Source organism: Acanthopleuribacter pedis (assembly GCF_017377855.1).
In the GTDB taxonomy this organism is placed as follows: Bacteria; Acidobacteriota; Holophagae; order Acanthopleuribacterales; family Acanthopleuribacteraceae; genus Acanthopleuribacter; species Acanthopleuribacter pedis.
The window spans coordinates 181,040-205,847 of record NZ_JAFREP010000011.1; the positions used below are offsets into that span (position 1 = coordinate 181,040).

Consider the following 24,808-nt stretch of genomic DNA (forward strand, 5'->3'; position numbering starts at 1 on the left):
GCCCATCACGTGCGCTTGTTTTACTCACGCGTTCAACCCCGCGTGGTGTCGCCGGCCGCGGGGGGTCGGATGGTTAATTCGGCGATAAAAACACCGTCCCGTGCCGTGGTAGTCCAGGTATGGCGTTTGGGGTATAACAAAGCCAGCCGTTTTTTGAGGTTCTCCAAGCCGACGCCGGCTTCGGCCGGGGTCTCCTCGTTGGGGATGATCGAATTCTCGCAACGAAACCGCAACACCCCGCGTTCTTCAACCAGCGACAGCTTCAAGAAGGCCGCCTCTGTCGCCGCTTCGATACCGTGTTTAAAGGCGTTCTCTACCGGAATGATCAGCAGGAGCGGTGCGATTTTCGCGGTTGCATCGGCGATCTGTACCTCAAACTCGAAGGCGACCTGTTGGCGGCGGCGAAGCTGAAACAGCCCGATGTAATCACGTAGGTAAGCCACTTCGTCTGTGACCAATACCTCGCTTTTGCGGCCTTCATAAACCACATAACGCATGAGATCGGAAAGCTGCAGCACCACCTCCGGTGCTTGATCCGATTTTTTGAGGCACAAGGCGTAGAGGTTGTTCAGCGTGTTAAACAAAAAGTGCGGGCTGATTTGCTGCTTGAGCATGTCCCGTTCCGTGCGGATGCGCTCCTTTTCCAATTCGTTGGCGCGTTGCATCTCTTGCTGCCATTGCAAAGCCAGCACCACCGGCAAACTGATCACCATGGCCACGGCCACCATCATGCCGTAGCGCCAACTGAAGGGATCGGCCCGCGTTTCGCTAACGAGCCATTGACCGGCACGAAAAACGGGCAGCCACAAAAAAAGTTGCGTGAGTAAGGGGTACAGCATCATTAGGGTCACGGTGGACGCGATCAGGTACTTGATCCAGCCGGCCCGTGCCAAAACCTGTTCTACCAAGAGATAGCGCTGTACCCAGTAGATTAAAAACCCCGCCATGAAGAAGCCTAAGAGTTGAAGGCCCCACCCAAGGAACAACCAAAAGTGGGTTCCCACTTGGGCCCAACGCACCTCGGAAGCGAGGGTTTGATCCTGGTAAGGGCCGGAAAGGTTGGAAACCATGAGCGCGGCAAGATAAAAAGCCGAAACCCCAAAAACCATCAGCAAGGCGCGATCAAAACCCAAGCGGTACACCCCGGTTTGAAACTGTTGGTTGCGGTTTAAGCCGGTGCGCAGGACCAGCAGGGTCTCGACCAAAAAAACGACGAGCAGGATGTCGCCGTCGCTACTTTGAAAGTAATGGGTGCGGGGTGGGTTTAAATCAATGAACACCAGAATGCAGGGGTAGATGCAAAACACGATCAGGCGCAGTAAGTTCACGCGCTGCCGCAGGTAGGCTCGCTGGACAAAGGGTTGAAAACCCTTAAAAGCCAGCACCGGCGACAGCTCCAGACAATACCGCCCAACGATCAGCACCAGGTCCGACCATTGATGGGTGGGTACGCGCCACAAGCTGAAGCCCAGAATGAGACCGAGAAAAATCCAGGTTTCGTCGGTGGTAAGCATGCGCCCCAGGCGCTCTAGCAATTTCGTCATGGCCCCATTATGACCGGGCCGTTCAGGCTTGTCTTGATTTCGATGATCAACGGCTTGTTTTCCGTGATGAAGGCTTTGTGGGGCCCGCGGTTCCTTTCATCACGCCCTGAGACACCTTCGTCCTCAAATGCGTTACGCGACTGGAAATTCGGCGTAGGTTCAGGGTGGCGGCACGAACGCGCCGGCTTGTCACAGGTTTGGGGCAAACCGCGCGGGTTACGTGGGCTTAAGCGGAAGGAGGCGGCCATCATGTTACGCATCACTAACTTATCAAAAACCTACCCCAACGGCGTTAAAGCGCTCGACGGGATTAACCTCACCCTTTCACACGGGATGTTCGGCTTGCTGGGTCCCAACGGCGCGGGCAAATCCTCGCTGATGCGCACCATCGCGGGATTGCAAAAACCCGATTCCGGGCAAATTCTGTTTAACGGTGTCGATGTGTTGCAACAACCGCAAGCGCTGCACCGGCGCCTGGGTTACCTGCCGCAGGAATTCGGCGTCTATCCCCGGCTTTCGGCTTTCCGCCTGCTCGACCACTTCGCGATTCTCAAGGGGATCACCCACAAAAAACAACGGCGCGAGCAGGTCGCCGCGGTCCTCGCGCAAACCAATTTGGAGGAACATCGTCATCGCGCGGTCAGCGCCTTTTCCGGCGGCATGCACCGCCGCTTCGGCATCGCGCTGGCGCTGTTGGGTGATCCCGCCCTGATCATCGCGGACGAACCCACCGCGGGGCTGGACCCTGGCGAACGCAATCGCTTCCACCAACTGTTGGCGCGGTTGGCCCAGGATCGGGTGGTGATGCTGTCGACGCACATCGTGGAAGACGTGCGCGACCTGTGCACCCAAGCGGTGGTGTTGGTGGGCGGTCGCATCCGTTTGGCGGGGCGTCCGGCGGATTTGGTCGGCGGTTTGGCCGGAAGGGTGTGGCGCAAAGCGGTTTCGCACGATCAGGAGCCGGCCATGTGCCACCGTTTCCACGTGATTTCGACCCGGCTCCACGAGGGGCGCTTGATCGTGCATGTCGTCGCCGAGAAGCAGCCAGGACCTGGCTTTCGCCAAGTCGCGCCGGATCTTGAGGACGCCTACTTTCACGTGCTGCGCCAATGCGAAACTACCGCGGCGGAAAGGACATGCCATGTTGCTTGAAACCCTTAAATTTGAATGGCGTTTTTACCACGCGCGCCACCTCCTCGGATTGGGCGCGTTCATCTTTTTCCTATTGGGTTTCGCGATGACCGGCCGCGTTGGTTCCGGCGCGGGTTCGCTCCTCAACGCGCCTTACGCCCTGATTCCCATCTACCAACTGCTTTCCTTGGCGGCGGTGGTGATCATCGCGGTGTTTGCCGGCATCGCCGTATTGCGCGATCATCACCACGATTGTGAGGCCCTGGTGTTCACCACGGGTCTCGGCAAAAATCGGTTCCTTGCCGCGCGGTGGTTGGGCCTGGTTTTGGTGTCCTTCGCGGTGTTTGCCTGTGCCTCACTGGGGATCATGCTGCGCACCTTGTTGCCTCACGGGCTGCACGGCAACTTCGCCGCCAACGATCCATGGGTACACGGCCGCATTTTGCTGACCATCGCTTTGCCAAACATCCTGCTGATCGCGAGCCTACTTTTCGCGGTCGCCCTGCGTACCCGCAACGCCATGGCCACCTGCGCCGCGGGGATGGCCCTTTATGTGCTGTATCTCCTGTGCTCGGCTTTGGTTGGTTCGCCGTTGATGGCGGGCGAAGCGGCGGTCGCCGGTCCCGATGCGCGCTTCTGGGCCGCCCTCCTTGATCCGCTGGGCACCTCGGCCTTTTTCGAGGACACCGCCGCTTGGACCCGCTTGCAGCGGGACTCGGTTTTCCCCGCTTGGGACGGTTTGATACGCGGGAACCGGTTGCTCTGGTCGGCGGTGACCGCCTTGATCCTGATCTATGTTTGGCGGACCGATCCCTTCCGTCAAACAGCGTCTGTCGCTTTCGGCCTGAAACGCCGTACCGTCGCCGCGGTTCAGGTCTCGGCCGGGGATGGGCTAGTCGCGGAAACGCTAATCGCGGAAACGCTAATCGCGGAAACGCTAATCGCGGAAACGCTAATCGCGGATAGGGCGGCCGCCCCAGCCTACCGTCCCTTGCAACCGCAATTTGGTTGTTCACAATGGTTCCGCGCCTGGCTTTCCTGCTTGTGCCTCGACGCATTGTACCTAGTCAAAAGCTTCCCGTTTTGGGTACTCATGGGGTTGTGGGCGGCGCTACTGTTGGGTGAAATCGCTCCGATTGGCCGGCCCTATCCCTTTACCGCACCCAGCTTGCCGTTGACGGCGGTGGTTTTGGAACGTTTCCAATTTGATCTGTTACCTGGATTCGGGGTGTTCCTAATCCTGTTCTACAGTGGTGACCTAGCCCGCCGCGAGGACGCCCACCCCATGCACCCGCTGTCGGCAACCACGGCCACGCCCCACACGGTGTTTTTCTTCGCCAAGCTGGGTTTGCTGTGCCTGATTCCGCTCGCGCTGATTACCGTGGCCGTTATGGTCGGGGTCGGTTTTCAAATCAGTCAAGGTTGGTTCCGCTTTGATTGGGCCTTGTATGGGTCGCTGTACCTTTACGGCGGGGTGCCGCTGTGTCTCGCCGCGGTGCCCTGCCTGGTTTTACAAACCCTGTCGCCCAACAAATACGTTGGTCTGTTGGCGGCGGCCGCGTTCCTCCTGTTTTTCAGCACCGGCCTCTGCGCGATGGTCGGTTTGGAACATCCGATGTGGCGGTTCGCCGCGGTTCCCGGTTATCAGTATTCGGATATGAGCGGTTACGGGTACTTTCCCGAGGCGTTTTGGCATTACACCCTGTTTTGGAGTGCCTTGGCCGGGGCGATGCTGCTGCCGGCCTCCGCCCTCAACCGCCGTGAAAAAAGCGTACCCCTGCTGATGCGGCTGCGTGCCTTGCCCGCGCGCCTGAAACGCCGTGAACGCTGGGCTGTCGCGGGGTGCCTGCTCCTGTTCGTTCTGGTGGGCGGGCGCATTGGGTATCTCACCAATGTAGTGGGTGCCTACCGAACCGCCGATGAAACCGAGTTAATCCGCGTCGCTTACGAACAAAGCTACCGCCATTTCACCGACCTGAAGCAGCCGACCCTGCAGGCGGTGAAGACCGAGATGGCGATTTACCCGCGCCAAGGTCGCTACAGCCTGCAGGCCGAATACCGCCTCACCAATCCCCACGGGGAAGCGCTTTCGGCACTTTTGCTCACCGTGAATCCCAATTTGGTGGTGCGGGATTTGGCGCTGAAAGGCGCGCGCTTCGAAACCGATGCCGCGGTGCCCGGCGCCTACGCGGCGCAACTGACGCTGCCGTTCCAACCCGGTGAAACACGGGTACTTACCTTTTCCATCGAGCACCGAACCACCGCTTTTACCCGCATCGGTGGGCGGCATCAGGTGGCGCCCAACGGAACCCTGATCCACGGCGCCGCCCATTTTCCAACCTTGGGTTACCTTCCCGACCGTGAGCTTCAGGATCCAATGAGGCGGGCAAGCCACGGGCTGGGGGACCCCACGCCCCCGCGAACCGCGGCCCACGCGGAAAAGGATCCGGGCGGCGGCGACTTTGTTCAGTTCGAAACGCTGGTTTCCACCAGCGACGACCAAACCGCGGTGGCGCCCGGCCGACTTATCGGGCACGGCGTTGAGGCGGGACGGGCTTGGTTCCACTATCGCGGCGAAGCGCCGATGCGGGACGGCGTTCCTTATCTTTCCGCGACCTATGCGGCGCAGAACCGGAACATTGCGGGTTACGAGGTGACCTTGCTTTACCATCCCGATCATTCCTTTAATACCGATTCCATTTGGGAGGGCATCGAGGCCGCGTTGCGTTATGGAACACGGCGTTTCGGACCTTTGCCGCAACCGCGGTTGCGCTTTGCCGAAGTCCCAAATACCACCGGCATCTCGGGTTACGCTGGGCCAGGTCTGGTTCTAATGGGTGAATTCAGTGGCTTTAACCATGACCTGTCCAACCAAACCGGCATGAATCAGGTGTTTCGCCGTACCGTTCACGAGACGGCCCACCAGTGGTGGGGTCACCTGGTTGCGCCGGCGGCGGTTGACGAGGGCGCCATGCTGCTGGTGGAAACCTTGGCCAAATACACGGAGCTGATGCTGTTGGAACAAACGGCGGGCATCGAGCAGACCCACCGTTTTGTCGACCATGAGGTGGAACGTTATTTCCGCGCGCGGGTGCGTGAACCCGAGATGGAACACCCGTTGTCCCGCGTGCGCGGCGACCAAGCCTATGTGATGTACGCCAAGGGTGCGGCGGCCATGAACGCCCTGCGCCATCGCATCGGGGAGCCCGCTGTCAACCGCGCCCTGCGCCAACTGGTCGGTGACCACGCCCATCCGGGACCGGCGGCCACCGCCGAGGATCTGATTCGCATGTTGGTCGCCGAGGCACCGGATCAAGCCGATTTCATTCGTGAATGGCTGACCGAGGTCGTGTTTTACCGTTCAGTGGTGGAACGGGTGACGCTGACCCCGCTCCCCGACGGGCAGGTGGCGCTGGAGGTCATCTGTGACCTGAGCAAGGTCCGCCACGCCGACGACGGTCGCGATCACGAGACGGCGTTCAGCCAGCCGGTGACCTGGTCGGTCACGTTGGGTGAGGGGGACGCGGCGCAAACAATGACCAAAAGGTTCCCGATGCAAAATGGGACCAACCGATTGGGCTGGATTTTACCGGGTGCTCCGACGCGGATTACCTTCGATCCCAAACGAGAACTCTTGGATGAGCAGCGACACTCTACCAAGGGGGCTTTGGCAAAACCGTTCGGCGGGTAATCCGCCGTCCGTTGGGGGATTCGCGGGCCGAAGAAGCGCAATCCGTTGTGCTTCTTTGGTCGCGCTGCCTCGTTACTTAGGAAGCGCTGAAGTGTGAGATTGTCGCTAAAAATCTGGAGAGAATGGGTTTGGAAGAAGCGGGCTGGGGTCGCGCACGAACGTTTTCACTGGGTGCAGTGAGCATTTTTGCAGGGCGTTGCAGCCAGACAAGGTGTTGTGGGTTTGATAGCAAGGGGAAATCTCAGGTTCCACCGTTTTTTGTTAGATCCGGGCAGGCTCCGGCCTATCGGCCGATGCAAGGTCCGCGTTAAGCGGGGGCATTTTTTCTCCTCAAAAACCTTCTGTTTGTGAAAGGCTTTTGAGGAGAAAAAATGCTGTTGGGAAAGAGGTTGGCTAGAGACCGAGGTTAACTTGCCGCGGAGCGGTTCTAGCCCGCATTTCTCACAAAAAGAATCGTCGCGAGAAGCTGAAAGCCTTGTGAGGTCGAAGGTGACGACCAAGCCACGGGATAGGGATCCGAGCCTTCGCGGGGCCGAGCATTCGGGGGGCCAACCATTCGGGGGCCAACCATTCGCGGGGCCGAGCCTTCGCGGGGCCGACTATTCGCGGGGCCGACTATTCGCGGGTTCGACTATTCGCGGGTTCGACTATTCGCGGGTTCGACTATTCGCGGGTCCGACCTTATCGGCCTAGCAGCTTAGCCAAGGCGGCTCGACGGAGTAATGCGGAAGACCGCCCTGGGGAAGACCGCCCTGCGGAAGGCCGCCCCGGGGAAGACCGCCACGCGGAAGGCCGCCCCGGGGAAGACCGCCCCGGGGAAGACCGCTCTGGGTAAGGAAAACCCTCGTAATCGCATGGGTTGCCGCGTGACAGAATTCCTTTTGAGAAATGCGGGTCGGTGGGTTGTGGGTTTGATTGCAAGAGGAAATCTCAGGTTCCACCGTTTTTTGTTAGATCCGGGCAGGCTCCGGCCTATCGGCCGATGCAAGGTCCGCGTTAAGCGGGGGCATTTTTTCTCCTCAAAAACCTTCTGTTTGTGAAAGGCTTTTGAGGAGAAAAAATGCTGTTGGGATAGAGGTTGGCTAGAGATTGAGGTTAACTTGCCGCGGAGAGGTTCTAGCCCTCATCTCTCACAAGGATTCGTCGCGAGAAGCTGAAAGCCTTGGGAGGTTGAAGATGACGACCGAGGGACAGGACAGGGATCCGAGCATTCGGGGGGCCAACCATTCGGGGGGCCAACCATTCGCGGGTCCGACCTTTCGCGGGGCCGACCTCTCGGCGTAGCAGCTAAGGCAGGGCGGCTCAAGCGAGTAATGCGGATGGCCGCCTCGCGGAAGGCCGCCCCGCGGAAGGCCGCCCCGCGGAAGGCCGCCCCGCGGAAGGAAAAGCCTCGTCATCGCATGGGTTGCCCCGTGGCAGAATTACTTGGGAGAAGTGCGGTTCGCTGCAATCGTCCGCGCTTCAGCGCTTCTTCGGTGTTACCCCGGCTGGGGTTGGGCGGTGCCGCGTTGCGCCAAGTCCAGTTCCGGCTGGGAAAGGGTGGTTGGACCCGCGTTGTCCGGTTCGCCCTCGCTTGGGTTTGCCGAGGCCGCGGCTTGCGCGTCCAACGGAAGCGTGAGCACAAAAACGGCGCCCCGGCCCGGGCCTTCGCTTTCGGCCCGCACATCACCACCCATTTCCCGCAGCGCGTTGGCGCAGGTGTGCAGGCCGAAGCCGTTGCCCTCGGGTTTGGTAGTGAAGCCGTACTGGAAAATTTTGGTGCGCAGCGCCTCGGGAATCCCTTTGCCGTTGTCGCCGACCCGAATGTGAAGCGCCTCGCCGATACATGCGGTTTGCACGCTGATGTGGCGCTCGCGCGTTGGGTTGTCGGCTAAGGCGTCCACCGCGTTTTCAAGCAGGGTCAAGACCGCGTAGGAGAGTTTGGTGCGCATCGCCGCCACGGCAGGCACCGCGCCAAAATCCACGCTCGTCTGGATGTGGAACCGATCCAACATCTCTTTTTCGGCGTAGAGCAAGTCGGCAATGATTTCGTTGATGTCCAGGCGTTCCGCGTAACCGAGATCGCGGTCGGTGAACTTGGACTGAGCCAGCAGCGATTGACGAATGATTTCGGCTTGTTCGCGAATCTGGTTCACTTCCCTGGAGAAGAGACGGTTTTCATTTTGGAGGCTTTGCACCAGTTCCGACACGTACTCGGCCAGCGCCTCGCGTTTGGCGGGATCGGCGAGGAAGGCGGTGAGCTCGGCGTCGGTTTTGGACATCAGCGAGTTGATGTTTTCCAGTTTGGTGACCTGGGATTCCTGCAGCAATTGCAATGAGGTTTGCACCGAGACATTGAGGCTGTTGAGCACGTTGCCGATGTTGTGCAACACGCCGCGCGCGACCTCGGCCATGCCCGAATAATGGGCGCCGTCGATCAGGCTCTTTTGGGCACGGCGCAATTTCTCCGTGCGTTCACTGACGCGGTCTTCCAAGGTGCGGTTGGTGTCTTCGAGGTCGTCGATTTTCTCTCGGAGCCGGTCCATCAGCGTATTAAAGGATTGGGCGAGGCTAATCAATTCCTCCGTGCCGGCCAGGCGCGCATCTTTTTCCAAATCCCCGCCGACCATGGCTTTGGCGGTGAGGGTCAGTTCGTTGATGGGTTTGGCAACCCAGGTGGCGGCCAGCCAGGCGGCGAACACGCTCAGCGCCATGGCGATCAGCCCGACGACCGCGGCTATTTTGGTCGAGCGGGTCACGCCGAGCAACGCGGCTTGGCGGCTTTTTGAGACAACGACCCGGCATCCCAGCGAGGCGAGTGCCTCGCTAAAAATACCGCTGAAGGTGTGCAGCGGTGCATGTCCGATGACGGCGTCCCGTCCCCCTTCATCCACGCCCAGTAACCAGCCGGGCGGGTCCTGCGCAAAAGAGGTCGCTTCTTGTTGAAAGCGCGCGTGCCCCGCGAAATCGCGCCAACGCGTTTGCTTTTGCCCCGGCGCTCTGTCTCCCGAGGCGGCGATGATGCGGCCGTCGGCCGCGACCAGTTGCACGCGCTCCCCGCCGGTCCCCTCAAAGCCGGCGTAGAGGTTTTGGGTTTCCAGCAGGTCGAAGGTCGAGGCCAACACACCCAAGAGTTTGTTGCTGCGGGTATCGAGCACGCCCACGGCGATGAAGGTGTAGGGGAGGTTGGTGCGCGGATTGATGTGAACCGGGCCGAAATAAATGCCGCCGATGCCTTCTTGCCAGACCGCCTGCCACCAGGCCTCGTCGGCGAAAGAAAACCGCGGTGGTTTGTTGCCTTGCGCGGCGACCAAACCGCCACGACTGTCGGTGAGGAACAGGTCGCGGTGGGAATGCTCTGAATGACGGAAATTGGCCAGCGCCAAGATTTGATCGGTGTCGCGATAGGGGAACAACATGGGGTTGCCGACCTTGGCTGCTTCCCACTGTGCTTCACCCGCGCGCAAGATGGCCGCGGCCTGGGCGGCGTCAGCGGGGTAACGCGCGTTGGCCTGCTGCAAACCTTTTTGAATAATCGGGTCCTGGCCAAGTCGGACGAGGGCGTAAACGGCCTGTTCCAAGTTGCCGGCGGTGCGCTCCGCGAATGAATTGGCCAGCAGTTGGTGGCTTAACCCGATTTGGGTGACCTGGCTGCCGCGAATGAGGAAGGCGAGCAGGGCGGTCACCGCCAGCAGCGAAGCGGCGGAAATGGCGGTGGCCGGCAAGGTTTGTTGCGAGGCTAGGTTGAGCCGGGTGAAACGCGGCGAGGTGGGACGGATGCGGTAGAACCAAACCAAAAAACACAGCGCCGCGATGTAGCCCAGTTGGAGTACCAAGGGAACGAGGTGCAGTTGCGGGACATCCCCGAACAGCGCCCGCCGCGGAAAGGGGGCCGCCAAATCAGCGGCAACCATGAAGGCCGCGGCGAGCAGGGTATAGGCGAACGCGGTGGGGATGTTCCTCAATCGGTTGGCAATACATATATTGAGTGGGACGGCCAACAGCAGCAGCGGCATCTTGAGCAGGTAATCGGATATCAGCAGGGGCACCAAAACGGAGCTGATAATCAGGGTGTGGGCAATCCACCAAATCGCCTTACCGAAGCGTTTTTTGCGGGCAAAAACCGCCCAGGCGCCAAAATGGCTGAGGAGGACCGCCGCCAGCAAGGCGGAAAGCCATTGGTACTGGACGGCACCGGTGTGAAAGAGGGCGACCAGCACGGTGCTCAAGGCGGCGACACAGACGGCACAGGAAAGCAAAAAGACGGACCAAAACGGATGTTCGTCGTGGTCGCGTAAACCCATCAACCCTGACTTGGCGCGATCCATCGCTATTCCGCCAGGGCGCGTTTGGGGTTTTGGATGAGTAGGTCGTTTGCTTCTTGAATGCGTTGTTTGCAGGCGCCGGGGATGCGTTCTTCCCATTCGTGGAAGGGTGCCAACCCCACGCCTTGGTTGGCCAAATCGGCGTGGATGATGCCCGGCGCCAGGTTGCCCGCGAGCAGCCGACGCAACAGGATCACCATCGCTTGATCAATTTTTTTGGAAGCGCTGGTCAACAAAATTTCGCGCACCTCGGGAAAGGTTTCGTACTGATCGCCGTCGACACCGACGCCCATCACACCGCGTTCCTTGCAGGCCAACAAGGCGCCGTTGCCGGAGTTCCCGCCGATGCCGAACACCACATCCGCCCCTTTGTCGATGAACTCATGGGCCTTGGCCCTGCCCAACTCGAGTTCGTTGAAACCGGGCAGGTAGACTTGGTGGGTTTTGACGTCGGGGTTGACGTGGCGGGCGCCGTTGGCGAACCCGGTGGCGAAGTCCACGACCGGCTGAATTTCGGGGCCGGCCACCGAGGCGACCACGCCCGTTTTAGACATACAGCCGGCCAAAACGCCGGCCAGGAAACCGACCTGATCCTCGGCAAACACCAAGCTGGTCATGTTGGCGAGCCCACCTTCCTCGGTGTAGCAATCGGCCACGGTTTCGGCACAGCCGCGTCCCGGCAGATAGGCGACGTCCACCACGGCAAACCGTTGCCGCGGGTGACGACGCGCCACCCGCGCGGTGGGATCACCCATGCGAAAACCCATGGTGAGAATGAGTGCCGGTTTTTGGGAAACAAAGGCTTCGATGTTGCGCTCGTAATAGACCTGGGAGGATGAAGGGGAAACAATCAATTCAAAACCGCCCTCGGCGGCAACGGCGCGCGCGCCTTTTAAGCCGTGGGCGTTAAAGGTTCGGTCATCCTCCATGCCGGTATCCAAAACCAGAACGACCTTGGGCAGTGCCGGCGTTTCCGGTTCGGATGGTTCACCTTGACCGCAAAACATCAACCAGCCTAGAGAGACCAGCACGCAACAACGTGAAAAGCTTAGCGGTTTCGACATAAACGGCCGCCACAAAAAGAAGGAGGTTGGTGGGGTGAGTGTTGCTTTAAAAGGATTGAGCTATTCTAGGTGCCGGCGGGGTTATGTGTCAAGAAAACGCGCCGACATCCTTATGAATGATCTTATCTTATCGAAGATAAAAGAGTGAGATAGAAGGAAATGAATCGCGTGAAATTTTGCGTGCTGAAATCAGGAAGTTACTTAGAGGTTGTTAAGAAATTCACATTTATTCGTATATTAACCTGTTTTGGGTTATCTGTGTTTTCTCGAGTTGTAGCCCGGAATCGCGAACCCTGATTTGGTTCCAGACCAGATGCCGCTGCCTTGAAGCCAAACCCTCGAGATGATGCGTCGGTCTTGGAAGCTCCCGTTGTTCAGAAAGCATGCACCGATGTTTATTGCCCGCGGCGTTGCATACAAACCACTGGCGGCGTCGATGGTGCCGTCGTTAGGCGAGCCAGGCGGCGTCTTTGATGCGCAAGCGATCAAACAAATGGCTTTTGGAGAACGGGGCGAGGTCGGAAGCCGTGGCGCGTTTGATGAAGACACCCAACACCATGGTGTTCCCGCCGGAGAACCTGAAGGTCGAGCCGGGTGGACGGCGCAACGGTTTTTCCTGAATGACGGTCACCGGATGGTTCTCCTGGAACCACCGTTTAATTATGTCCTTGTCGGTATTGTTTAATAATAAATCACCTGATGCGACGAGGGATTGCGTGCCTGTCCGGCCGGCAACAAAAGCATTAGGAAAACGAGATACCGATGGCCGTCGGGTTTTGGGAGGGGGAGGCCGTTCATGGGACGGTTCCAGGCGGCACCCACCCTGTTTTTTCGGTTTTACCGGTATCGGCCGGCGACCTATCCGCGAAGGATCACCCCGGTTTGATGGGTTCGACCTCGGTAGAAGGCATTATGTCCCGTTTTTTTGAAGAAAAAATCGCCTTACCGTGAACCCATCCCTTCAAAGGGTTTTCTACCAAGTGGGTCCCTTAGCCCGCACTTCCCGGTTATTGGCGAATCCCGTCGTGAGGGACCGCCCGATGTCAACCTGGCTCATCCTTGCAGGAGGTGGCAATGGTCACACTGGTCCTCCATTTGCAACCCCTTGGTAACGAAGAAATTGCCTTGCGCGCGACCTTGCTTCGTCCCCACGATCCGGCGCGCGTGGTAACCGCGGTTTTGTGTCTTCCTACCGACGAAGCCTCGGCGACCCTCGACCAAGCCAAAAACCATGGGCGCCTTTTGGGCGGTGTTTTGTTCGAGGGGGAACCGGGCCACCTCTTTCGTGACGGATTGCGCCTAGCGGCTCGCGAAGCGGGCACCCCCTTGGTTTGCGTGCTGGACTTGGCGCAGGCACGCGCGCTTGCCCACCTGCAATGGGCCTGGCTTCAGGCACCTTTTGACAATGGCTGGGATTTTTTGGCGGTAAACCGGCGCGTGGACTTCGGCTTGCAGCACCAGGGAAACAGCACGCGATCTTATCCCGATATAGGGCCCCACAACGCGCGCGCGCTGGTTTTGCTGGCTCCACCCGCCCCTGACGCCGGCACGGAACCCTTTGATGCGGCCGGTATGTTGGCCGACCTGTGCGCGGCCTTGGCCGATTACGAACTCAGTATCTTAGCGCCCGCGTCGGTGGTGCCACCCGTTTTCCGTGCGGCCCATCGCGGACCGCCGACCATAGCCGCCCTAGAACGTTTGGTGGCGGAAAACCAACCGGCTGTCCTACATGTGGTGGCCCACGGTGAATGCGCCGGGCGGCCACCAACCCATGTGCTGCGCTTGCACGACGCCGCGGGGTGTGACGCGCCGGTGACCAGCGATGCTTTCCAACGGGCGCTGGCGTGTCGCACCCCGCCGCGATTGATTTTTCTGGGGGCGTGTTACAGCGGCTTCCATGCGGCGAATCGCCGTCAGGTTTATCCCCATTTCGGGCAGGTGTTGATCGAAAAGCTTGGGACCCCTTGTGTGATCGCCATGAACGATCGCTTGGAAACAGGTTTGGCCAAAGCCCTGTTCAGTGGCTTTTACCGCAATCTGGCCAATCACCACGGGGTTGGCCTCGCTCTGGGCGACGCACTTGCCGACCTCAAGGAACATGCCGGGGTGCAGGATTTATTGGTGCCGACCGTCTTTTCGCGGTTGGCGGGCAAACCCCTTTTTGTGAGCGGCTTGGAGAAACCCTTAACCCGAGCGGAAGAGCGACGGGGCAATGCGCGACTGCACGACCTGATTCTGAACCACGCGCCCGGCTGCGACGCGTTCCTCGAGCCGTTGGCGCGCCTTCAGCATTTACTCGAGGTTGCCGACGATGCGGTCTTAAGCGCTGATGCGCAAGCCGCGTGTGATGTGTTGCGTGGTCGCCGCGATGCACTTTGCGCCGCTTCACTCGACCTCCAATTCAAAAGCCTTTGTTTAAACAAACGGCCACCGGTGTTTCCCGACACCTTGCCCTTTGCCGAACCCGGCGTATCGGACGCGGCACAGGTTCCCCACAACGACCCGGACCGTCGCGCCCTAGCCGACTTACTGGACGAGGGCGGCCCGGTGGTGCTCCACGGCCCGCAAGGGGCCGGGAAAACCCGGCTTGCCTTGGCCGCGTTGGCCGATTGCGGCCTGCCTTTCCGGCGGCTTACCGGGTCGGCCCCGGGACCGTGGCGGCGAAACCCTGAAGATGCCTGGTTACTTTTGGAACCCTTTGACGAACATCTTGAGGAACCAGGCGGACATGATGCGGTAAACCGGCTTTTGGCGGAGGATCCGCGCTGTTTGCTGGTGTGTCAAACGCGCCACGCGGCGCGGTTTGTCGCCCCGGTTCGGCGCTACGCGGTCCAGGCCCCGACGGCCGAGACGGTCGCGGGATGGGTGGGTTATCAGGCGATGATGCGTGGGTACCGACTGGAACCGGACCTCACAACCCGGATCGGCCGGGATCTTGCGGCCTGTCAGCGTCCCCTGTTCTGGGGCCAACAGTTGCTGATCGCGCTTTGGCACCGTCGTGCGGGTCGGAACTTGATCGTTGCGGCTTATGTTGAGATGGGTGGTTTGGCGGGTGTGGTGCACACCGCCGAACAACGGTTTCGTCGCGATCTGTTGGGCCCGGAGAACCAACCCTTTTACGACAACATCCTGCGCCGGTTGACCTACCGCGATGCCGCGACGACGCCGCTTTGCCGGTTGATTCCAGCGCCACCTTTTACCGCGACGGGCCGGGACATGATGCAACGTGTGGCCCATGCGGGTTTTCTCGCGGTGACCCACGACGGCGAAAAGCCCGTTGCGACCGCGGCCCATCCCATCCTTGAAGCGCCTTTCCGGGAGGCGGCTGAACCGGAACAACCGCGCACCCTACAACGCCAGGCCGAAAGCTGGGATACCCTTGGGCGGCGTGATCAGGACCTGCCCGAACGTGAGGATTGGGAGACGCGGGAAGCGGCCTATGGTGCGGCGGGTTACCTGCTCAACAGCACGGAACAGGCTTTTTTGGGCGCGGCCCGCCGCAAACAGCGGGATCACCTCAACGCCCACCGCGGTCGCGTCGCGCGCTTGTCCTTGCTGACGGGTTTGCTCGCGGTCCTGGCGGGGTTGCTCGCGGTCGCGTTGATCGGGAACAGGCGGCTGCATGGGGAAGCGGTTGCCCAAACGCGATTGGCGGAAACACGATTGGCGGCTTCTCAAGCTTTGTTGGCCGAAAACGACAATGATCAAGGCCGCCACCTGGAAGCCTTGGCCCATTGCAAAAAAGGCAAAGAGGCCTTGGTGCGGGTGGGGCCGGAGGAAAACCACGCCGATCTCGAACGGGAAACCTACCGCGCGCTGGTTCAGCGCAACAGCATCGCCCAATGGGCGGTCGGCCGGTCGGCGATTCGGGGGATCCTGCCGCGCGGCAACGACCATTTGGTGCTCATTCGCGAACGCGACGTCGTGTTGTGGAACCACCGCGGCAAAGAGCGCGAGATCACCTACGAAACCAACCACGCCAACGATCTTTGGGTTTTGGCGGATGACGGTGCGCGTTTGGCCACCGCGAGCCGGGCCGGATCCGTTGCCTTGTTCTCACTTGATCGCCACGCCCAACCGCATTTCCACAGCCGGCACACCGGCGAGGTCACCACCTTGTTCTTCGAGCCGACCACGGGCGCCCTGCTTAGTCTCGGCAAAGACGGACGCCGCGTTCATTGGGCACCCCCGGCGAAACCCCGGGTGCGGCGTGCTTCATTCGGGCTTTTGGCGGTTCAGCCCGACGCGCAACAACCGGAACAACTGATTGTCGACGGTCAGAACGGCTTCCTGGCGCGGATTCTCGTGGCGGGGGATGGCCTCGGGGAGCCCATCGCCTCGGCGTGGCCGGCCGGGTCGCGCTTGTTCCAGACCGCACCCGATCATTTGGTGGTGCGCCACGGTCGGACGGTCCAACGATTTACGGACCGACACCGGCACCGCTATCAACCGCCTTTTTCGATCCAGCAGGTGGCGTCGGCCGGTTCCGGCGTGGCCTGGATCGGTTTGGGGCGGGCCGGTTGGTTGTGGGCCGACAACCATTCGCAAAACCATCACCTGGTCGATCTTGCCGGCGAGGCGGCGTGGCGCCGGGCGGCGGTGTCGCCGGACGGCCGCTTGGTGGCGGTAGCGGACGACCTGGGCCGGGTGGTGGTGGCGCACGGCCGTTCCGGCTTCCCGCTGGCGCAATGGGCGCCCGATCCCGAGCTGATCGCCCATGCGCCCGTGGTTCGCGCGCTTGCCTTTAACCCCCAAGGCAACACGCTTTGGCTTGGTTTGGATTCCGGGGTCTTGGCGGCATGGTCGATCCCGGAACATCGACAACCCCTTCATCTCCAACACGGCACCGAAAAAACCTTGCCGCTGACGGTGGACCCTCTTGGGCAACGGGTGCTCACCCAATCGCGGTCCGGTGTTTCCCTGTGGGATCTCCCCGCCGGCCGGGTGGTACAGCGTTTTGACGCCCCCGATGAGGTTGTCAATCGAGGCGTGTTCAGCCGCGATGGGCGGATCTTGGTGTTGGGGACGGGGCAAGGTGCGACGCTGTTTGTTGATGCCGATTCAGGAACGGTTCGGCAACGTTTTCCCGTCGCGGCACCGAACGCCGAGACGGGTTTAACAGCGACGGCTTGGGCCGGCAAGGAAGTCACGGCTTTGGCGGTGAATGAAACGGGCACCTTCGCCGTAGCCGGTGACGCCGACGGATGCGTGTCTTTGTTTGATTTGAGCCAAACGCGGGTGGTCGCCTCCCAGAGGGGGAACTTTGGGGTGACCACCGCGGCGGTCGGCGGCGAGAACGCGGTGTTGCTCGGTTTCGCCGACGGCGTGGTGTGGTTGCTCCGCGATGGTGGTGAGACCCGCGTTTCCTTACCCGACCACCATCCGCCCCTAAAGTACGCCGCCTTCTGCGACAAACAGCGCCGTTGGGCCACCCACGACAACCACTTTGTTTACCTTTGGGACGCGGCCGGGCAACCGCACCAAAAAATAAAGATCGAGGTGCCACTCAGTCATCTGATGTTTGCCGACGGGCGATTGGTCACGGCGCACGAGGGTGGCGACCTCCAATGGTTCGATGCCGACGGAAATCGCGGTCATCTGCTGTACCCGGACAAGCCGGCGGCGGTCAGCGCGCTGGTGGTGCACGGCCCCTGGCTGTTCAGCGCACACCGGGGCCAAGCGCGGCTTTGGGATCTGCGCCGCGATCAGGTCGTCGCGTTAATCGAAAGCAACGACGCTTATTTGGGTGCACTGGCGATTCGCGAGGTGGACCGACAATTATTGACTTTTGGGATGCATAGCGGCTTGCGACGCTGGCCGTTTGATCCGGTTACTCCGTTTTTTCAAACACTTGGCAACAAGGAGGTTCGACCATGATTTGCCGTTTCGTGTTTTGTGTGCTGCTAACCCATTCACTTGTGTTGACACTGCCGACCTTTGCCGCCGACCACCGCGCGTTGCTCGTGGGGGCGCCCGCGCCCGCGGGGACCCACGCCGCCCCCCTTTCGGGTGTGGAAAAAGATACCGCGGCGGTGCGACGGCATTTGATGCAAACGGGATCGTTTGCTGAACACCAAATTACCCTACTCCAGGGGCACGAGGCGACCCGTGCTCGGGTATCCCAAGCCTTGCGCGACCTCAGAAAAGGTACCACCGGCGGTGATCGGCTGTTTTTTTACTTTTCCGGTTACGGTGCCGCCGCTGAATCGAACACGAATCATTGGGAAGAATTGGCTTTGGTTTTAAGCGATTCGCGCACGGAGGGGGGCGGGGACCTCGCCCTCGCCGAGGTGAAACAGCTCTTGGCCGAGTCGACCGGCGCCGCCGGTTCCGTCACACTCATCATTGATGCCGGCTTTGGGCATATGCCGGCCGGCGCGTTTCCATCCAAAGCGCTTGACCGCATGCCCGGGCGCGGCGAAGTTGCCAACGGGACGCCCCCTGGTGCGGGTGCACCACGTTGGGTTGTGTGCACCACACGCGGCAACCATCGCGCGGTGGATACCCCCTCGGGTGGCGCCTTCACCCGTGCACTGCTCGAGGTGCTGAACCAACAACCCAAGGGTGTTAGCGTTGCCGCGTTGCAAGAACCCCTGCACACGGCCTTGAAGGCGTTTGGTATGAAACCCTTGCTGGAAGGCGACCTCGACCAGCGGTTGTTCCAGCCTGTTCAACAGAATGCGGCCGCCTATCCCGCGGGCAGTTGGCGGGTGACCGAGGTGCGCGACAAAACACACCTGGAATTGACGGGTCCGCCCGCGGCGGGTTTTTCCGTGGGTGCCCGTCTCAAGGTGTTGGATGGGACGCGGCCGAACCAGGTGAAAGGGACACTGCGGATTACACGGATCCAGGGGACACGGGCCGTGGCGGCCGTGGCGCGCGAAGGCAAGGGGGCGCCGGTGCGGGTCGACGACCGCGCGGTGCTTGAGTTGCCGGGTGATGATGTCTTTTTGGTGGGTTACCGCCTTCAGCGCGGGGGCCTTGGCGCTGTTTCTCCCGAGTTTGTCGAAGCATTGCGCGCGGCCTTGCGCACTACCGCGCTGGGTCGCCTGGTGAAGGAGGTCGAACGAGGTTGGGTTTTCGAAATTCAGGAACATGCCGACGGCACCGTTCACCTGGTGGACGAGCAGGGGCAAACGCGGTTTCGTTTCCAGGCCGGGTTTCGTGCCGCACCCGAGAAGGCGGCCAAAGAAATGGCCTTGCGGCTGTCGGCTTTTGCGCGGATTCGCGGCTTTGCCGCGCTCAAAGGAGACGGGGGCACCCTGCTGCAAGACCATGTTTCACTTCAGGTTCGGGCGGTTCAGAACCCCCATGACCCACTGGATTGCGCGCGGGGGGTTTGGCCGGAACAGCCCCCAAACGGGCATCAACAAATCCCGCTTTGTTTTCAATGGCACGTTTCGGTTTCCCTGGTGGACGGCGAGGTAGAAACGCTGGCGGTCGGTGGGATTTTGGCGGGATCGGACGGTTCGCTTTACGGTTTTCCGTCAGACGGGTCGCGGGTGTTGTTGCGCAAAGGGCAGACCTACACATTTACAAGCGATCCGTTTATTTCCGGTCCGCCTTTTAAACAAAAAGGTCACCTGTTTGTCTTCGGCTCCATGCCTGACAACCATGTCAACTGGTCCAACCTGACGACTTCTCTGCAACACGGCGCCAAAAATGCGGGTTCCGATTTGGAGCGGGTTCTGCGTGGTTATTTGGCGAGAGATAGCAATACCGGCAAAGACGGTTTCTATCAGGAAAATCGTTGGACCCTGAGCAAGGTGAGTTTTGAGGTGATTCCCAACGGCGGGGTGACCGTCGAGGAGTTTTTTAGTTCGATTGAGAAGAAAAAGGCCAGATAATCGGATTTTTCTGTGAACAATTTTTCTTGAACGGTTTTTTCCTTCCATAGAGAACCCAACCAAAACATGCCCGGTGAAAAAGAACGCAATAATACCCCCTCGTTCTTGTCATTTTTTGGTGATTTTCTTCGTGAAAGTTTTCGGATTTTTTGCGGCAACGGGTTGGGTTCTCAATGGAGGTTTTATGCTTTTCCGATCCTTGATATTCGCCCTTACTTGTTTTGCACCGCTTGCCCTTCTCGGCGCTAAGGCCGCGGCCTCACCCGAGGTGGTGGGTCAACTCATGCATATTACCGGTCTCAATGACATGGAGCACCATCCGCAACGGCGTTGGGTTGCTTCCGCCAGCGCGGAAATGATCATTTTGTGGGAAACCACCTCGGGAAAATCCATTCGTGTGTTTCCCAGTTTTAGCAGTGATTGGAGCTGCTTGGCTTTTTCACCGGACGGGCGTTTCCTTGCCGCGGGTAACCTCGACCATCGCATTTACCTTTGGGACTTGACCCAAAAAAAACCGCCCCAAGAAATCGCCGTGAATGCGTTCCCCGTGCGCGATATCGCCTTCCACCCGAGTGGATGGTTGTTGAGTGCCGCGGCCCTCATCGACCCCTTTGGGGAAGTCATCGGCGAGATCGTTGCGCTGAATCCCCAAACCAAAAAGGTGATGAACCGCCTCGCCCCCAAACTGGGCGCGCTGCATCCCGTGGCTTTTACGCCGGATGGACGGCGGTTCATCGCCGGCAGCCTCTACCACACCGCGGTGGTCTGGGACAGCGAAAGGTTTCGACCGATTGGGGAATTTCCCGGCAATGATTTGTTGCGCAAGGTGGCCGTCCACCCATCGGGAAAAACGGTGGCGGCCGCTTTGGAGAACATGAACTGGGCTCCACCCGAGGAAGGCGGGCAGGACGATTTGCACGCGGAGGACGGTCGCTACAGTTTGCTGCAACTCGATCTGGCCGAATACCGCGTACGCCACGACTTTCAGGGCTATAAACACCGGGTGACCGACCTGGTTTGGAGTCCCAAGGGTTCCTACCTATACACCAGCATTGCCGACAATCGGGAAACCCGTTTTAACGCGGTCACGGGTCAAGTTTCGGAGGCCCCGCCGCCCTCTGCAGAACCCTCTCCAAAAATCGACCAAAAAAAGACCTTACGGACCACCGCCAAGATCGCCGCGCGCCTGGCCAATAATAAGTGGGTCCAAAAGAAAGCAGGCAAATGGGCCGGGGTGTTGATGGGCATCGGTGCGCTTTCGCAACTGGAACAACTCGAGGAGGGGGTGGCTTTCCAAGGCCGCGAAATACCCCAAGACAAGTTTTACAACACAGGTTTCGGTCGCCTGTTTCCCTACCACAAGGGGGGGATTCGCCGCTGGCGTGCCGACGGCCGCGATTGTTTACAAATCACCTTCGGCCGGCCGGTTTATTCGCTGACCCGTTCCGGCAATGGTTTTTATTTGGTGGCGGACGGGACCAAAGGTTTTTTGGATATTTGGGACACGCGCGGCAACATTCTTGTGAAAAGCATGCGTGGCGCTACGCGGAAATGTACGGATGCGGTGTTTGGTCCCGACGGCCAAACCTTAGCCGCTCATTACGGCGACAAATCTTTTTTTCTCTGGCACTTGGACGGTAGGGTCAAGCTGCGTCTGTTACGCGGCCATACCAAACGCGTCACCGATTTGGCGTTCAGTCCCGACGGCACCCTGTTGGTAAGTGCCTCGATGGACGGCACCTTGCGGGTTTGGGACCCCAAAACCGGCGAGCAGGTCAATGTGTTGGACAACCACAAACAGCCGGTGGTATCGGTCGCATTTTCCCAGGACGGCACGAAGTTGGTCAGTAGTGGCTCGGCACGCCCCCGTGCCAAGAGTTCCAACGGTAAAGTGTTGGTTTGGGACCTGTTAAATCCAAAAAAGAAACCGGAAAACCTGGTGCCGCGCGCGTTGACGCCGTTGACGAGTCCCTGGTTTACCTTTCAATCGGTGGCGATCACCGACTCGGGCCTGGTCGTCGCCAATCAACAACGCACCTTTATGGCGTTTGGTTCGGATGATACCGGAACGGCGGTGTTCAGTCTGCAAGAGGACGGGTCCGACCTTATTTTAGAAACCGGCGAACGCCCGGTTCAATCGGTGGTCAACCGAAGCGGCACCCGGTTGTTTACCCTGAGTTATCCCAAACGGCGTTTTTTTGCCCAGGTTGCGGATAAGCAGGGTCGGCTGACAAGTTGGTCGTTACCCGACGGCCAATTTATCGGAAATGTTGAGGGCTTCAAGGGCAAGATTCTCGATATGGCGTTGCATCCCCAAGGCCGCGTTTTGGTCACCACCGATACCTCGGGAACTTTGACCTTTTGGGATACCGAAACGCTGAAACCGCTTACGCGCAAGCGGGTCTATGCACACGGCGTGGGTTACGACGTGGCGGGCGAGAAGCTGATGCTCCTCAAACCCGACGGTCAAATTGAAATTTGGGACCAGGACGGCACACGGGTGCTGTACGCCATGGTCGGCATCGCCGACTCCGACGAATACATCATCACCACGCCCGACCACTTTTATACGGCAAGTGGGCGTGGTACCGACGCGGTTGCGATCGTCGATCGTGGTAAAGCGCACTCTTTTGAACAGTATGACTTAACGCTCAACCGACCTTCCGAGGTGCTGGCGGTGACCACGCCCGATAACATCATCCTGCGCGAAGAATACGTGCGGGCGCATCAGCGGCGACGCAGGAGCATGGGTTTCGCCGAGGAGGGCGGTGCGACGACCCGCTTGCCCACGGTTTCGATCACCAACAAAAAACAACTGGCGCTGAATACCCAAAAAGAATCCGTTACGATCAGCGTCAGAGGCGCCGATGAACAGGGTTTGGCGCGGCTCCATGTCAAAATCAACGACGTGCCGCTCCACGGTCGTCGCGGTTTGTCTCTAAAGGGTGTTAACAGGTTGCACAAAAAGGTGCCGATCCCGCTTGGCTTTGGCACCAACAAAATCCAGGTGGCCGTACGTTCGACCACGGGGAACCGATCCCACCTTGATACGCTTTTTATCAAACGCGAGGGCACCCGACCGCAGCCCAATCTCTACGCGGTGCTGATCGGCGTCAACGAATACCAGCACAATCCCAATCTCACCTTCGCGGTCAAAGACGCGCACGACGTTCTGGGTCTTTTTGAGCAAACCTCTTTGTTTGACAACGTTTACCACCGGATGCTTACCAACCACGAGGCGAGCCGCGAGGCGATTGACGGAATGCGGGATTTTCTGGAGCAAGCCACGGTGAGCGACCAAATTGTGGTCTTTCTTTCCGGCCACGGTCTGCTCGATCCGCGGACCTTTGATTATTATTTTGCCACCCATGATGCGGATCCCGACGCGCCGGGTGTTCGGGGTTACAGCTTGAACCGCTTGGAACAATTGCTTGACGAACTTCCTTGCCGTCGGAAGTTGGTGATGTTGGACACCTGCTACTCGGGGGACCGGGATCCCGAGGACGGCGGCAAGCTGGTTAAAAAAGTAGCGGTCGGCAAATTTACCAGCAAAAACGTGTACACGCTGCGCCCCGCCAAACGCGTGTCGCGCGGTGACAGCTTTGCCCTGATGCGGCAGAGTTTTGTGGACTTGCGCCGCAACTCGGGTTCCGTGATTTTGGCTTCTTCCTCGGGTCGGGAGATTTCGATTGAGGGTGAGAACTGGCAAAACGGGGTGTTTACCTTTGCGGCGTACAGCGGGATCCGTAGCGGTTTGGCCGATACCAACGAGGATCAATTGATCCAGGTCTCGGAGCTGGTGGATTACCTGACCTGGTTGGTGCCCCGACTCAGCGAGGGCATGCAAAAACCCACGCTGCGCCAGGCCAACCATTACGACGATTTTGCCGTCGCCGACACGACCGAAGGCCCCAAGGCCGAAACCTTGGGTAAAAAACTCGCCGCCTATCTTTTGAAGCACAATCCTTTTTTTCTTAAAGAGTTAAAGGTGATGAGCAGCAATGAAACCGAGATGTTCGTCGACCTTCAGCGCTGGAACCACAGGCTGATCACGCCAAAAAAGAGGGATTACCCGAAATTTGACGTTGTCCTAGCGGCGGAAGGGGCCGAGGCAGAGATCGAAGAAGCAGCGCCCCAACTCGAGCGCACCGCGGTAAACAACGAGGCTGCCGCTGAGACCGCCGCGGTGGATGCACCGCAAAAAGTGAAGGACAGGGCGCCCCCGCCTGAGAACCAAAACGGTTTCTTCACCATGAGCGCGCTGTTCACCAAACAGGGTGAGAAGCGCAACGCGTCGGAACTGGCGGCGCGACAAATTGCAAATCAAATGGCAGCCTATCGAGCGGGCAAGTTAGAAAAACCGCCGACACCCCGACCCGTGAAACTGGTTTACCAGTGGGAACGGGTGTCCCAAAAACCCGCGCCACTTTTTGTGACGGTCGGCTTCGAGAATCAAAGTTTTGCGTCCATACGGGATCGGCTCACGGCGGGTTCCTACCGGAGAATGGGTGCGGTCCAATCAATGTTCCAGCAGGAGCCGGCGCGTACCCTGGTTCTTGATGAACAACGGCTGGTGGTTGACGGCAAACCGGTTCATTACCTGATCACCAAAAGTTTCTTCACCCGTCGCGAACCGATTCGTGAAGTGCTGGGCAAGTTGCAACGCGCGTTCCAGGTCGAGGGTGAGAAAAAAGAACGACGGCAGGCACAACGCCGGGCCCCGTCCAAACCCTTGATCAACAAACCGTTGCGACAGCAGACCGCGTCGAAAAAAGCACCGGCGCCCAAATCCAAACAGGAGCCCAAGCCCAAAAAGAAACGGCCGAAATGGAAACTTCCTAAATTGAAAGCGCCCCGGTTGGGTTCACCCAAATCCAAGACCAAAGATGGGGATGCCAAACCGAAGCAGAAACAAAAAGAAACGAAAACCGAGAAGAAGAAAAAAGATGGGCTGCCGCGGGAACGGAAACGAAAAGGCGCGGCCAACAAACCGCCTCAATTCTTAGAACAATGCTCTCGGGTCTTTTATCACTATGTCTACCGGAAAAACGGGCAATGGGTAGTGTTTAGTTTCCCCGCGGGTGATTTTGGCATAGACCATTCGTTTGACGGCAAAAATTTCCAGTATTCGTTTGATTACGATCCAAACTATGAAACCGAAATGCGTCGGCTTTTCGATGAAGTAAACCTCCATTAACGCCTGCCTGTTCTTTTTTGCTGATCACAA

9 protein-coding genes are annotated in these 24,808 nt (G+C 59.4%); 5 read left to right on the plus strand and 4 right to left on the minus strand.

Going from position 1 to position 24,808, the window contains the following annotated elements:
- Positions 1 to 32: 32 nt before the first annotated feature.
- On the minus strand, positions 33 to 1,544 hold the full coding sequence (locus tag J3U88_RS13400) for a sensor histidine kinase (protein ID WP_207859315.1): 1,512 nt from the start codon (positions 1,542 to 1,544) through the stop codon (positions 33 to 35).
- A gap of 249 nt (positions 1,545 to 1,793) precedes the next feature.
- Here J3U88_RS13400 and J3U88_RS13405 point away from each other — a divergent pair, with 249 nt between their 5' ends.
- Together J3U88_RS13405 and J3U88_RS13410 are read left to right on the plus strand one after the other, a co-directional pair.
- The gene (locus J3U88_RS13405) at positions 1,794 to 2,696 is read left to right on the plus strand and encodes an ABC transporter ATP-binding protein (protein ID WP_207859317.1); all 903 of its coding nucleotides are present in this window, start codon (positions 1,794 to 1,796) and stop codon (positions 2,694 to 2,696) included.
- On the plus strand, positions 2,686 to 6,366 hold the full coding sequence (locus tag J3U88_RS13410) for an ABC transporter permease/M1 family aminopeptidase (protein WP_207859319.1): 3,681 nt from the start codon (positions 2,686 to 2,688) through the stop codon (positions 6,364 to 6,366). The genes J3U88_RS13405 and J3U88_RS13410 overlap by 11 nt, the downstream gene beginning before the upstream one ends.
- Before the next feature lie 1,478 nt (positions 6,367 to 7,844).
- On the opposite strand, the gene J3U88_RS13415 is transcribed toward J3U88_RS13410, so the two are convergent.
- The 3 genes from J3U88_RS13415 to J3U88_RS13425 all read right to left on the minus strand — a co-directional run bounded on the left by J3U88_RS13415 (position 7,845) and on the right by J3U88_RS13425 (position 12,365).
- On the minus strand, positions 7,845 to 10,673 hold the full coding sequence (locus J3U88_RS13415; protein WP_207859321.1) for an ATP-binding protein: 2,829 nt from the start codon (positions 10,671 to 10,673) through the stop codon (positions 7,845 to 7,847).
- Between the two features lie 2 nt (positions 10,674 to 10,675).
- Positions 10,676 to 11,734: a BMP family ABC transporter substrate-binding protein gene (locus J3U88_RS13420; protein WP_207859323.1), complete on the minus strand. Its 1,059-nt coding sequence runs from the start codon at positions 11,732 to 11,734 to the stop codon at positions 10,676 to 10,678.
- A 448-nt stretch (positions 11,735 to 12,182) separates the two neighbouring features.
- On the minus strand, positions 12,183 to 12,365 hold the full coding sequence (locus tag J3U88_RS13425; RefSeq protein WP_207859324.1) for a hypothetical protein: 183 nt from the start codon (positions 12,363 to 12,365) through the stop codon (positions 12,183 to 12,185).
- A gap of 443 nt (positions 12,366 to 12,808) precedes the next feature.
- On the opposite strand from J3U88_RS13425, the gene J3U88_RS13430 reads away from it, so the two are divergent.
- The 3 genes from J3U88_RS13430 (at position 12,809) to J3U88_RS13440 (ending at position 24,778) form a co-directional block, all read left to right on the plus strand.
- A complete protein-coding gene (locus tag J3U88_RS13430; RefSeq protein ID WP_207859326.1) occupies positions 12,809 to 17,611 on the plus strand; it encodes a CHAT domain-containing protein in 4,803 nt (1,600 codons plus the stop codon).
- On the plus strand, positions 17,608 to 19,581 hold the full coding sequence (locus J3U88_RS13435) for a caspase family protein (RefSeq protein ID WP_207859328.1): 1,974 nt from the start codon (positions 17,608 to 17,610) through the stop codon (positions 19,579 to 19,581). Before J3U88_RS13430 ends, J3U88_RS13435 begins: the two co-directional genes overlap by 4 nt.
- 184 nt (positions 19,582 to 19,765) lie before the next feature.
- A complete protein-coding gene (locus tag J3U88_RS13440) occupies positions 19,766 to 24,778 on the plus strand; it encodes a WD40 domain-containing protein (RefSeq protein ID WP_207859329.1) in 5,013 nt (1,670 codons plus the stop codon).
- Positions 24,779 to 24,808: the final 30 nt, after the last annotated feature.